The sequence below is a fragment of the Actinomycetospora sp. CA-053990 genome (assembly GCF_050948445.1).
Taxonomy (GTDB): Bacteria; Actinomycetota; Actinomycetes; order Mycobacteriales; family Pseudonocardiaceae; genus Actinomycetospora; species Actinomycetospora callitridis.
In genome coordinates this window covers 5,593,303-5,606,906 of the sequence record NZ_CP192043.1, presented here as the reverse complement: position 1 = coordinate 5,606,906, position 13,604 = coordinate 5,593,303, and the positions used below count along the sequence as shown (strand labels likewise).

The following is a 13,604-nucleotide window of genomic DNA, read 5'->3' as shown; positions in this document are numbered from 1 at the left end:
AAAGCCCGGCGGACGACCTGAGGAGCTGAGCGCCACGTCCACGACGACGGCCGAGAAGGCCCCCGACACCGACGAGGCCCCCGACCCCGCCGGTACCCCCGATCGGCGCCGACGGCGCACCGTCACGGTGCTGGCCGTCCTGACGGTCCTGGCCCTCGCGGCCGCCGTCGCGAGCGGCGTCTACTGGTGGTCGGGCACCCAGAGCGACAACGCGAGCGCCGCGGCGATGCGCGACGAGGCGACCGACGCTGCCGAACAGATCGTCGTCAACATCAACACGGTGCGGCCCTCGACGCTCGACGCCGACCTCGGCGCCGCGGAGTCCTCCCTGACCGAGCCGATGCTCGGCGAGTACAAGCGGGTGCGGCAGCAGTTCGCCGAGAACCTGCGCCAGTCGCAGGCCGAGGTCGTCGCGACCCCGGTCTCCGCGGCCCTGACCGCCTTCGACCCCGAGCGGGCCACCGCCTCGGCGATCGTGGCGATCGACGTCAACGCCCGCAGCGCCACCGCGCAGCCCCAGTCCAAGCAGCAGCTGTTCCTCGTCGAGATGATCCGTACGCCGGACGGCTGGAAGGCCGCCAAGGCGACGCCCTCGACCGGACAGCAGTAGCCGCGGCCGACACCAGAAAGGGGGAGTGACCGTGCCACCCCGCTCCCGCACCAAGCCCGGCTCCGCCGCCCGTCGACCCAAGGTCGCCGGCCTGCGCCAGCACGCGCACGCCGGGGCCGCGAGCCCCGACCTCACCGATCCCGAGCTCGACGACGGGCCGCTCGACGCATCCCCCGTCGCCGACGAGGACACCGCTCCGGCCGCGTCCACCGCGCCGGTGGCGACCCCGGCGACGGTGCCTGCCGACCTCCTCGAGGACGCGCCGGTCGAGCCGGAGGCGCCCGCGGGCGCCGACGACACCGCCACCGCGACACCGGTGGCGGACGACGACGTGGCGGCGAGTGAGCCCGCCGAGGCCACAGAGGGCACGTCGACGGTCGGCACCGCACCCGCCGACGACACCGCGTCCGAGGAGACGACGGCGCTCCCCGCCGCGGACGCCTCGACGTCCACGGAGTCCTCCAGCGAGGAGACCTCCGAGGACGACACCGCCACCGAGACCGAGCCGGTCGCGGAGGGCGTCGCGGCGACCACGGTGACGACGCCGCGGCCGAAGGGCCGTCGGACCACGCGGATGACGCCGCGCGCGGACGCCCCCACCACGGTGCGCCCGGGCCGGCAGGACGAGGACACCGTCGCGTCCCCGACGCGGGCCGCGAGGCCCACCCGGGTGCGCGGACGCACGCCCGAATCGGACGGGGCCCCGCGTCGCTTCGAGCGGCAGCGCGCCACGCTGACCCGCTTCGGCGCCTCGAAGGCCCTGCCGATCACCCTCGTCGCCGTCATCGTCGTGTGCCTGGTCCTGGCGGGCCTCGCGTTCTGGCAGGGCCGGCAGGCCTGGACCAGCGGGCCGGTGAGCAACCAGGCCGTCGTGGACGTCGGGGGCACCGCCGAGCTGGTCGGGCAGAGCCGCGAGTCGATCGAGAAGATCTTCTCGTACGACTTCACGCGCCTCGACGACTCCGTGGAGGCCGCCCGCACGATGTCGACCGGCCAGTTCACCGACCGCTACCTGTCGGTGTTCGACCAGACGATCCGGACCCCTGCGCAGCAGCAACAGCTGCGGCAGACTGCGACCGTCCAGAACATCGGCGTCGTCTCGATGCGGGACGACCGGGCCACGGTCATGGCGCTGACGCAGTTCTCGGCGCAGCGCACGACGACCGGCCAGTCGACCAACGCGCCGGGGCTCCTGCGCCTCGAGATGGAGCGCGTCGACGGCCGCTGGAAGCTCGCCGAGCTGACCCCCCTGACGGCGAACCGCTGATCGTCCCCGCGACGTGCCGGGTGGACCGACGGTCCACCCGGCATCGTCGTGTCCGGGCCCGATCGGGTCCACGTAGGGCCTGACCTGCACGGGATCGTCCGATCCGCCCGGGCGACACCGGGCGCGCCCCACTTGACTCCGGCGGCACGGGCGGTCACTCTGTTCGCAGCGCGGCACCCCCGCGTCAGACCCCGGAGGTCGATCCCGCCCCAGGCGGACATCCCTCCCGGCGCGTCACGAGGGGGGGTCGTTCGACAGGTGCCATCATGCATGGCTAGACTGTCGGATCGCGCTGCCCTACGTCTGTCCGCCCCCTCGTGTGCCGACGCCCGGGCCGCGTCCACGCCGACCGGATCGCTGCGCTGCGTACCGGCCGGTGAAGCTACTGACAGCGTTCAGACAGCGTTGTTCCGGAAGGACGCATCTTGGCAGTTACCCGCGCCACCAAGGTCTCGAACCACCACGCGTCGTTCCCCGGGGCACCCACCCGGGTCTCCTTCGCCAAGCTGGACCAGCCCCTCGAGGTTCCCGACCTGCTCGCCCTGCAGACCCAGTCCTTCGAGTGGCTGGTCGGCAGCGAGGAGTGGTTCGAGCGTCGCGTGGAGGCGGGTGAGGAGCTCCCCGCCGGCGGCCTGGAGGAGGTCCTCTCCGAGATCTCTCCCATCGAGGACTTCTCCGGCTCCATGTCGCTGTCCTTCTCCGACCCGCGCTTCGACGAGGTCAAGGCCTCCGTCGAGGAGTGCAAGGACAAGGACATGACGTACTCGGCCCCGCTCTTCGTCACCGCCGAGTTCACGAACAACACCACCGGTGAGATCAAGAGCCAGACGGTCTTCATGGGCGACTTCCCCGTGATGACCGACAAGGGCACCTTCATCATCAACGGCACCGAGCGCGTCGTCGTGTCGCAGCTCGTGCGCTCGCCCGGGGTGTACTTCGACCGCTCGGTCGACAAGGCCACCGACAAGGACGTCTTCAGCGTCAAGATCATCCCCAGCCGCGGTGCCTGGCTGGAGTTCGACGTCGACAAGCGCGACACCGTCGGTGTCCGCATCGACCGCAAGCGCCGCCAGCCCGTCACCGTCCTGCTGAAGGCGCTGGGCTGGACCACCGAGCAGATCCAGGAGAAGTTCCACTTCTCCGAGACGCTGCTGGCCACCCTCGAGAAGGACTCCACGGCCGGGCAGGACGAGGCCCTGCTCGACATCTACCGCAAGCTGCGTCCGGGCGAGCCGCCGACGCGCGAGTCGGCCCAGACGCTGCTGGAGAACCTCTTCTTCAAGGACAAGCGCTACGACCTCGCGAAGGTCGGCCGCTACAAGGTCAACAAGAAGCTGGGCTCGGCGGTCGATCCCTCGGTCGGCACGCTCACCGAGGACGACATCATCAACACGATCTCCTACCTCGTGCGCCTGCACGCGGGGGAGACCGAGGTCGAGGCCGAGACCGGCTCCATCCCGGTCGAGACCGACGACATCGACCACTTCGGCAACCGTCGTCTGCGTACCGTCGGCGAGCTCATCCAGAACCAGATCCGGGTGGGCCTCTCCCGCATGGAGCGCGTCGTGCGCGAGCGCATGACGACGCAGGACGTCGAGGCGATCACGCCGCAGACCCTGATCAACATCCGGCCCGTCGTGGCCGCGATCAAGGAGTTCTTCGGCACCTCGCAGCTCTCGCAGTTCATGGACCAGACCAACCCGCTCGCGGGCCTGACCCACAAGCGCCGGCTCTCGGCGCTGGGCCCGGGCGGTCTGTCGCGTGAGCGCGCCGGCATGGAGGTCCGCGACGTCCACCCGTCGCACTACGGCCGCATGTGCCCGATCGAGACGCCGGAAGGCCCGAACATCGGCCTGATCGGGTCGCTGTCGAGCTTCGCGCGGGTCAACCCGTTCGGCTTCATCGAGACGCCCTACCGCAAGGTCGTCGACGGCGTGGTCATCGGCCAGATCGACTACCTCACCGCCGACGAGGAGGACCGCTTCGTCGTCGCGCAGGCCAACGCGCCGCTCGACGAGGACGGCCACTTCTCCGAGGAGCGCGTCCTCGTCCGCCGCAAGGGCGGCGACGTCGACCTCATCGCGCCGACGCGCGTGGACTACATGGACGTCTCGCCGCGCCAGATGGTGTCGGTCGCGACGGCCATGATCCCGTTCCTCGAGCACGACGACGCCAACCGCGCGCTCATGGGCGCGAACATGCAGCGTCAGTCGGTGCCGCTGCTGCGTTCCGAGTCGCCGCTGGTCGGCACCGGGATGGAGCTGCGCGCCGCGGTCGACGCCGGCGACGTCATCGCGACGGACCGGGGTGGTGTGGTCGAGGAGCTCTGCGCCGACTACATCACGATCATGGACGACGAGGGACAGCGCACGACGCACCGTCTCCACAAGTTCACGCGGTCCAACCAGGGCACCTGCATCAACCAGAAGCCGATCGTCTCCGAGGGCGACCGCGTCGAGGCCCGCCAGGTCCTCGCCGACGGGCCGTGCACCGAGGACGGCGAGATGGCCCTCGGGAAGAACCTGCTCGTGGCGATCATGCCGTGGGAGGGCCACAACTACGAGGACGCGATCATCCTGTCGCAGCGTCTCGTGCAGGACGACGTCCTGACCTCGATCCACATCGAGGAGCACGAGATCGACGCCCGGGACACCAAGCTCGGCGCCGAGGAGATCACGCGGGACATCCCGAACGTCTCCGAGGAGGTCCTCGCGGACCTCGACGAGCGCGGCATCATCCGTATCGGTGCCGAGGTGGCCGACGGCGACATCCTCGTCGGCAAGGTGACGCCCAAGGGCGAGACCGAGCTGACCCCCGAGGAGCGCCTGCTCCGCGCGATCTTCGGTGAGAAGGCGCGCGAGGTGCGCGACACCTCGCTCAAGGTCCCGCACGGCGAGACCGGCAAGGTCATCGGCATCCGGGTGTTCTCCCGCGACGACGACGACGAGCTGCCGCCCGGGGTCAACGAGCTGGTCCGCGTCTACGTGGCCCAGAAGCGCAAGATCTCCGAGGGTGACAAGCTCGCCGGCCGCCACGGCAACAAGGGCGTCATCGGCAAGATCCTGCCGGTCGAGGACATGCCGTTCCTCGCCGACGGGACGCCGGTCGACATCGTCCTCAACACCCACGGTGTGCCGCGACGCATGAACATCGGCCAGGTCCTGGAGACCCACCTCGGGTGGATCGCCAAGAGCGGCTGGGAGGTCGACCCGGACAACACCGAGCAGTGGGCCGTCGACATGCCCGACGACATGCGCCGGGTCGAGCCCGACACGAACACCGCCACCCCGGTGTTCGACGGCGCGCGGCAGAACGAGATCTCCGGGCTGCTCCAGTCGACGCTGCCCAACCGCGACGGCGTGCGGCTGGTCGGTCCGGACGGCAAGGCGCAGATCTTCGACGGACGTACCGGTGAGCCCTACCCGCACGCGATCGCGGTGGGCTACATGTACATCCTCAAGCTGCTGCACCTGGTGGACGACAAGATCCACGCCCGCTCCACGGGCCCGTACTCGATGATCACCCAGCAGCCGCTCGGCGGTAAGGCCCAGTTCGGTGGCCAGCGCTTCGGTGAGATGGAGTGCTGGGCGATGCAGGCCTACGGCGCCGCGTACACGCTGCAGGAGCTGCTCACCATCAAGTCCGACGACGTGCTCGGCCGCGTGAAGGTCTACGAGGCCATCGTCAAGGGCGAGAACATCCCCGAGCCGGGCATCCCCGAGTCGTTCAAGGTGCTGCTCAAGGAGCTCCAGTCGCTGTGCCTCAACGTGGAGGTGCTGTCCTCGGACGGCGCGGCCATCGAGATGCGCGACGGCGACGACGAGGACCTCGAGCGTGCCGCGGCGAACCTGGGCATCAACCTCTCGCGCAACGAGTCGCCGTCCGTCGACGACGTCGTGAACTAGCCGCGCCGGCCGGCCCCGGCCCCCACGCCGGGGCCGGCCCGCGGACCTTCGATACACCGCTCACCCATCCAGGGGAGAACCTTTGCTCGACGTCAACTTCTTCGACGAGCTGCGGATCGGTCTGGCCACCGCCGACGACATCCGCCAGTGGTCCTTCGGCGAGGTCAAGAAGCCCGAGACCATCAATTACCGCACGCTCAAGCCCGAGAAGGACGGACTCTTCTGCGAGAAGATCTTCGGTCCGACCCGGGACTGGGAGTGCTACTGCGGCAAGTACAAGCGCGTCCGCTTCAAGGGCATCATCTGTGAGCGCTGCGGCGTCGAGGTGACCCGGGCCAAGGTGCGCCGCGAGCGCATGGGCCACATCGAGCTGGCCGCGCCGGTCACGCACATCTGGTACTTCAAGGGCGTCCCGTCGCGCCTGGGCTACCTGCTCGACCTGGCGCCCAAGGACCTCGAGAAGATCATCTACTTCGCGGCGTACGTGATCACGGACGTCAACAAGGACCAGCGTCACGCGGACCAGTCGACGCTGGAGAACGAGATCTCCGGGGAGCGCAAGCGCCTCGAGACCCAGCGCGACAACGACCTCGAGGCCCGCGCGCAGAAGCTCGAGAGCGACATCGCCGAGCTCGAGGCCGAGGGCGCGAAGTCCGACGTGCGGCGCAAGGTCAAGGAGGGCGGCGAGCGCGAGATGCGCCAGCTGCGCGACCGTGCGCAGCGCGAGATCGACCGCCTCGACGAGGTCTGGACCACGTTCGTCAAGCTCGACCGTGCCCAGCTGATCTCGGACGAGACGCTCTACCGCGAGCTCTACGACCGCTACGCGGACTACTTCACCGGCGCCATGGGTGCCGAGGCGATCCAGAAGCTCCTGGAGACCTTCGACATCGACGCCGAGGCCGACAACCTCCGCGAGACCATCCGCTCGGGCAAGGGCCAGCGCAAGCTGCGCGCGCTCAAGCGGCTCAAGGTCGTCGCGGCGTTCCAGGCCACCGGGAACCGTCCCGGCGGCATGGTGCTCGACTGCGTCCCGGTCATCCCGCCGGACCTGCGCCCGATGGTGCAGCTCGACGGTGGCCGCTTCGCGACGTCGGACCTCAACGACCTGTACCGCCGGGTCATCAACCGCAACAACCGCCTCAAGCGACTGATCGACCTCGGCGCGCCCGAGATCATCGTCAACAACGAGAAGCGGATGCTGCAGGAGGCCGTCGACGCGCTGTTCGACAACGGCCGCCGCGGCCGGCCGGTGACCGGGCCGGGCAACCGCCCGCTCAAGTCGCTGTCCGACCTGCTCAAGGGCAAGCAGGGCCGGTTCCGTCAGAACCTGCTCGGCAAGCGCGTCGACTACTCGGGCCGTTCGGTCATCGTCGTCGGCCCGCAGCTCAAGCTCCACCAGTGCGGCCTGCCCAAGCAGATGGCGCTCGAGCTGTTCAAGCCGTTCGTCATGAAGCGGCTGGTCGACCTCAACCACGCGCAGAACATCAAGTCCGCGAAGCGCATGGTCGAGCGTCAGCGCGGCCAGGTCTGGGACGTGCTCGAGGAGGTCATCAACGAGCACCCGGTGATGCTGAACCGGGCGCCCACGCTGCACCGCCTCGGCATCCAGGCCTTCGAGCCGCAGCTGGTCGAGGGCAAGGCCATCCAGCTGCACCCGCTGGTCTGCGAGGCGTTCAACGCGGACTTCGACGGTGACCAGATGGCGGTCCACCTGCCGCTGTCCGCCGAGGCGCAGGCCGAGGCCCGCATCCTCATGCTGTCGGCGAACAACATCCTGTCGCCGGCGTCCGGCAAGCCGCTGGCCATGCCGCGCCTCGACATGGTGACCGGCCTGTACTACCTCACCCAGCGCCGCGAGGGCACGGCCGGCGAGGGCCGGGCGTACTCGTCGGTGGCCGAGGCGATCATGGCGTTCGACCTGGGGTCGCTCGACCTCCAGGCGCCGATCAAGATCCGCCTCGTGGGCTCGGTGGTGCCCGGTCCGGGGATGACGAACGGCTCCTACGAGCAGGGCAAGCCGTGGCTGGCCGACACGACGCTCGGCCGGGTGCTCTTCAACGAGCTGCTGCCGGAGGACTACCCCTTCGTCAACGAGCAGCTGCCGAAGAAGAAGCAGGCGGCGATCATCAACGACCTCGCCGAGCGCTACTCGATGACCGAGGTCGCGATGACCCTGGACCGGCTCAAGGACGCCGGCTTCCACTGGGCCACGCGCTCGGGCGTCACCATCGCCATCGACGACGTCGTCGTGCCTCCGCGCAAGCAGGAGATCCTCGACGAGTACGAGACGCGCGCGGAGCAGGTCAACAAGCGCTACCAGCGCGGTGCGCTCTCCTACCAGGAGCGCAACGACGAGATGGTGCGCATCTGGGGCCAGGCCACCGAGGAGGTGGCGAAGGCGATGGAGGACAACTTCCCCGCCGACAACTCCATCTCCCGGATCGTGGCCTCGGGCGCGGCAGGCAACATGACCCAGGTCCGCCAGCTGGCGGGCATGAAGGGTCTGGTCGCGAACCCCAAGGGCGAGTTCATCCCGCGCCCGATCAAGTCGAACTTCCGTGAGGGCTTCTCGGTCGTCGAGTACTTCATCTCGACGCACGGCACCCGCAAGGGTCTGGCCGACACCGCCCTGCGGACCGCCGACTCGGGCTACCTGACCCGGCGTCTGGTCGACGTCTCGCAGGACGTCATCGTCCGCGAGGTCGACTGCGGCACCGAGCGCGGCATCCCGATGCCGATCGGCGAGGAGGGCCCGGACGGGACCCTGGTGCGCGACATCCACGTCGACACCAGCGTCTACACCCGGACCGCGGCCTCGGCCGTCACCGACGCCGACGGCAACGTGCTGCTCGACCGCGGTGCTGACATCGGCCAGCAGGCGATCGACGCCCTCCTGGGCTCGGGCGTCGGCAAGGTCCGCGTCCGCAGCGTCCTGACCTGCGACTCGGCCCAGGGTGTCTGCGCCCGCTGCTACGGCCGCTCGCTGGCCACCGGCAAGCTCGTCGACGTGGGCGAGGCGGTCGGCATCGTCGCCGCCCAGTCCATCGGTGAGCCCGGCACGCAGCTGACGATGCGCACCTTCCACACCGGTGGCGTCGCGGGTGAGGACATCACCACGGGTCTGCCGCGTGTGCAGGAGCTCTTCGAGGCCCGCGTCCCGAAGGGCAAGGCGCCGATCGCCGACGTCGACGGCCGCATCCAGCTCGAGGACGGCGACAAGTTCTGGAAGATCACCCTCATCCCGGACGACGGGAGCGAGGAGGTCGTCTACGACAAGCTGTCCAAGCGCATGCGGCTCGCCACGGTGCCGGTCGACGGCTCCGAGCGTCCGCTGCAGGACGGCGACCACGTGGGCGTCGGCCAGCAGCTGCTCGAGGGCACGGCCGACCCGCACGAGGTGCTGCGCGTGATGGGCCCCCGCGAGGTGCAGCTGCACCTCGTCGACCAGGTGCAGAAGGTGTACCGGTCGCAGGGTGTGTCGATCCACGACAAGCACATCGAGGTCATCGTCCGGCAGATGCTCCGCCGGGTGACGATCATCGACTCGGGCGCCACCGAGTTCCTGCCCGGTGGTGTCGTCGACCGCGCCGAGTTCGAGGCGGCCAACCGCAAGGTGGTCTCCGAGGGCGGCGACCCGGCGGCGGCCCGCCCGGTGCTCATGGGCATCACGAAGGCCTCGCTGGCCACCGAGTCGTGGCTGTCCGCCGCCTCCTTCCAGGAGACGACGCGCATCCTCACGAACGCGGCCATCGAGGGGAAGTCCGACAGCCTGGTCGGGCTGAAGGAGAACGTGATCATCGGAAAGCTGATCCCGGCCGGCACCGGCATCAACCGGTACCGGAACATCCAGGTCCAGCCGACCGAGGAGGCCCGCGCGGCCGCCTACGCCCTGCCGAGCTACGACGACGGGTACTACGCCCCCGACGTGTTCGGCTCGGGCAGCGGCGCCGCCGTGCCGCTCGACGACTACGACTTCGGCCAGTTCCGCTGACCTCGGAGTAGTAGCACCGCACGACACCGGAGGGCGTCCCCGCACCAGCGGGGGCGCCCTCCGTCGTGTGTCCCGGGGACCGTGGGTCCGCGCGAAGGGCACCTCCGCCCGGAGAGAGGGGCCAGGGGCGCCGTTCGCCGGAAAGCCTCCTGGGTGTGCGGGGAGATCAGGGGCGCGTCGAGCACCTCGCCGGCCCGGTCGGCGTGCACCTGGCGCCCCTGATCTCCGGGGGCATGTGTGGCGGCGGGGTGGCGCGGCTTGCCGTCCGGCGGGGCCGGGGTAGGCTGGTCCTTGTCCGGTCGATGCGGTGATCTCAGCCTGCGTCGGCATGGCCGTCCCGACGGGCGGTCGAGGACACTCGAGGGGCCCCGGAGCACAGGACGCCGGTGGCATTCCCGGAGACCGCCAGGCGGCGGTCCGGGCCCTGATCCGACCCGCTGGATGCTGCCGTGCGGGATGCGCGTACCCTGGACTCCAGAGCCCGACGTGGTCGGGTCGTTCCGCGTGCCGATGGGTGTGTGGTGCGCCGGTTCCCGAGCAGGGAGCCACGGCGCCCCTCTCCCCGGCCGGCCGTCAGAGCCGGTACCCCGGGTGCGGACGTACGAGCCCGATCAGACAGTCCAGAGGAACGGAAGTCAGCGCACTCGATGCCCACCATCCAGCAGTTGGTCCGCCGTGGCCGCGAGGACAAGGTCGAGAAGACCAAGACCGCGGCCCTGAAGGGGAGCCCGCAGCGCCGCGGCGTCTGCACCCGCGTCTACACCACCACGCCGAAGAAGCCGAACTCCGCGCTGCGCAAGGTCGCGCGCGTCCGGCTCTCGAACGGCATCGAGGTCACCGCCTACATCCCGGGTGAGGGCCACAACCTGCAGGAGCACTCGATCGTGCTCGTGCGTGGTGGCCGGGTGAAGGATCTCCCCGGCGTCCGGTACAAGATCATTCGCGGCGCGCTGGACACGCAGGCGGTCAAGAACCGCAAGCAGGCCCGCAGCCGCTACGGGACGAAGAAGGACAAGAGCTGACATGCCGCGTAAGGGACCCGCACCGAAGCGTCCGCTGGTCGCCGACCCCGTCTACGGGTCGCCCCTCGTGACGCAGCTCGTGAACAAGGTGCTCGTCGACGGGAAGCGCTCGCTCGCCGAGCGCATCGTCTACGGCGCCATGGAGGGCTGCCGGGAGCGCAACGGCGCCGACCCGGTGGTCACGCTCAAGCGCGCGCTGGACAACGTGAAGCCGGCCCTCGAGGTCCGCAGCCGCCGTGTCGGTGGCGCGACCTACCAGGTGCCGATCGAGGTCCGCGCCGGTCGCTCGACCACGCTCGGCCTGCGCTGGCTCATCACGTACTCCCGCGCCCGTCGTGAGAAGACGATGATCGACCGGCTCTGCAACGAGCTGCTCGACGCCTCGAACGGCCTCGGCGCGGCCGTGAAGCGCCGCGAGGACACCCACAAGATGGCGGAGTCGAACAAGGCGTTCGCGCACTACCGCTGGTGATCGCGCGGGGCGCCGGGGTGCGAACCACCCCGGTCCCCGACCGGTCCGAGAACACCCGCCGCGGGACCCGCGGCGACGACCCGACGGAAGAGGAATCTCGTGGCACGCGACGTGCTGACCGACCTGGGCAAGGTCCGCAACATCGGGATCATGGCCCACATCGACGCGGGCAAGACCACCACGACCGAGCGCGTCCTGTTCTACACCGGCATCAACTACAAGATCGGTGAGGTCCACGACGGCGCGGCCACGATGGACTGGATGGAGGAGGAGCAGAAGCGCGGCATCACGATCACGTCCGCCGCGACGACCTGCTTCTGGAAAGACCACCAGATCAACATCATCGACACGCCGGGTCACGTCGACTTCACGGTCGAGGTCGAGCGCTCCCTGCGCGTCCTGGACGGCGCCGTCGCCGTCTTCGACGGCAAGGAGGGCGTGGAGCCGCAGTCGGAGACGGTGTGGCGCCAGGCCGACACCTACAACGTCCCGCGCATCTGCTTCGTCAACAAGATGGACAAGCTCGGCGCGGACTTCTACTTCACCGTGCAGACGATCAAGGACCGCCTCGGCGCCAAGCCGCTGGTCCTGCAGCTGCCGATGGGGTCGGAGTCGGAGTTCTACGGCGTCGTCGACCTGGTGCGCATGCGCGCGCTGACCTGGCGCGGCGACGTGTCCAAGGGCGAGGACTACGCGGTCGAGGAGATCCCGGCCGAGATGGCCGAGCAGGTCGCCTCCTACCGCGAGGCGCTGCTCGAGGCCGTCGCCGAGAAGGACGACGCGCTCATGGAGCGCTACTTCGCCGGCGAGGAGCTCACCGTCGAGGAGATCGAGCACGGCATCCGCGCCGTGACGGTCACCGGCGAGGCCTACCCGGTCATCTGTGGCTCGGCGTTCAAGAACAAGGGCGTGCAGCCCATGCTCGACGCCGTCATCGCCTACCTGCCGGCGCCGACCGACGTCCCGCCGGTCGAGGGCACGCTGCTCGACGGCGAGACGCCGATCCAGCGCAGCCCCAACACCGACGAGCCGTTCGCGGCTCTCGCGTTCAAGATCGCCGCGCACCCGTTCTACGGGAAGCTGACCTACGTCCGGGTCTACTCGGGCAAGGCCTCCCAGGGCACGCAGCTCATCAACTCGACCAAGGACCGGAAGGAGCGCATCGGCAAGTTCCTGCAGATGCACTCCAACAAGGAGAACCCGGTCGACAACGCCACCGCCGGCCACATCTACGCGGTGGTGGGCCTGAAGGACACGACGACGGGCGACACCCTCTGCGACCCGCAGAACCCGGTGATCCTCGAGTCGATGACCTTCCCGGAGCCGGTCATCTCCGTCGCGGTCGAGCCGAAGTCGAAGGCCGACCAGGAGAAGCTGTCGACGGCCATCCAGCGTCTCGCCGACGAGGACCCGACCTTCAGGGTCAACCTCGACGAGGAGACCGGTCAGACGATCATCTCGGGGATGGGCGAGCTCCACCTCGAGGTGCTGGTCAACCGGATGAAGTCCGACTACAAGGTCGAGGCGAACATCGGTAAGCCGCAGGTGGCCTACCGCGAGACCATCCGCAAGACGGTCGACAAGTACGAGTACACGCACAAGAAGCAGACCGGTGGTTCGGGGCAGTTCGCCCGCGTCATCATCAAGCTCGAGCCGCTCGAGAAGACGGCCGACGGTCCGCTCTACGAGTTCGACAACAAGGTGACCGGCGGTCGCGTCCCGCGGGAGTACATCCCGTCGGTGGACGAGGGCGCCCAGGACGCGATGCAGTACGGCATCGTGGCCGGCTACCCGATGGTCGGGCTCAAGCTGACGCTGCTCGACGGTCAGTACCACGAGGTCGACTCGTCGGAGATGGCGTTCAAGGTCGCCGGATCGATGGCGCTCAAGGAGGCGGCCCGCAAGGCCGACCCCGCGCTGCTCGAGCCGGTGATGGCCGTCGAGGTGAACACCCCCGAGGACTACATGGGGGACGTCATCGGCGACCTCAACTCCCGCCGTGGCCACATCCAGGCCATGGAGGAGCGGGCCGGCGGCCGCGTCGTACGCGCGATCGTCCCGCTCTCGGAGATGTTCGGCTACGTCGGCGACCTGCGGTCGCGGACCCAGGGCCGGGCGAACTACTCCATGCAGTTCGACTCCTACGCGGAGGTCCCGGCCAACGTGGCCAAGGAGATCATCGCGAAGGCGACCGGCGAGTGACGCGGGTCCGTGACCCGGGTGAGAGCCCGGGTCACGGACCACGTCGCGGGACGTCACAGGGCTTTCGCTAGCCTCGTGTCGGCCCTCTCGGTCCTCCGAGACACGGCAGGACCCACCGACGAGCACCACCCG

General features: G+C 69.5%; 7 protein-coding genes. All 7 read left to right on the top strand.

Going from position 1 to position 13,604, the window contains the following annotated elements; translation table 11 throughout:
• The first annotated feature begins 127 nt into the window (after window positions 1–127).
• The gene (locus ACQPYN_RS28530; protein ID WP_274194360.1) at window positions 128–610 is read left to right on the top strand and encodes a hypothetical protein; all 483 of its coding nucleotides are present in this window, start codon (window positions 128–130) and stop codon (window positions 608–610) included.
• 31 nt (window positions 611–641) lie between these two features.
• Window positions 642–1,877 (top strand): hypothetical protein, encoded by a 1,236-nt coding sequence (locus tag ACQPYN_RS28525; RefSeq protein WP_433030130.1) that lies wholly within the window; start codon window positions 642–644, stop codon window positions 1,875–1,877.
• 425 nt (window positions 1,878–2,302) lie between these two features.
• Entirely contained in the window at window positions 2,303–5,782 is a 3,480-nt protein-coding gene (gene rpoB / locus ACQPYN_RS28520; protein WP_274190777.1) for a DNA-directed RNA polymerase subunit beta, read from the top strand.
• Between the two features lie 82 nt (window positions 5,783–5,864).
• On the top strand, window positions 5,865–9,776 hold the full coding sequence (locus tag ACQPYN_RS28515) for a DNA-directed RNA polymerase subunit beta' (RefSeq protein ID WP_433030128.1): 3,912 nt from the start codon (window positions 5,865–5,867) through the stop codon (window positions 9,774–9,776).
• A 647-nt stretch (window positions 9,777–10,423) separates the two neighbouring features.
• The gene (gene rpsL, locus ACQPYN_RS28510; RefSeq protein WP_116708457.1) at window positions 10,424–10,798 is read left to right on the top strand and encodes a 30S ribosomal protein S12; all 375 of its coding nucleotides are present in this window, start codon (window positions 10,424–10,426) and stop codon (window positions 10,796–10,798) included.
• Between the two features lies 1 nt (window position 10,799).
• The gene (gene rpsG / locus ACQPYN_RS28505; RefSeq protein ID WP_274190775.1) at window positions 10,800–11,270 is read left to right on the top strand and encodes a 30S ribosomal protein S7; all 471 of its coding nucleotides are present in this window, start codon (window positions 10,800–10,802) and stop codon (window positions 11,268–11,270) included.
• 99 nt (window positions 11,271–11,369) lie between these two features.
• Entirely contained in the window at window positions 11,370–13,472 is a 2,103-nt protein-coding gene (gene fusA, locus ACQPYN_RS28500; protein ID WP_274190774.1) for an elongation factor G, read from the top strand.
• Window positions 13,473–13,604 lie beyond the last annotated feature (132 nt).

Bases quoted from the DNA above. Each gene is read 5' to 3' on its own strand.
- rpsL (WP_116708457.1), top strand. From the start codon at position 10,424: ATGCCCACCATCCAGCAGTTGGTCCGCCGTGGCCGCGAGGACAAGGTC.
- rpsG (WP_274190775.1), top strand. From the start codon at position 10,800: ATGCCGCGTAAGGGACCCGCACCGAAGCGTCCGCTGGTCGCCGACCCC.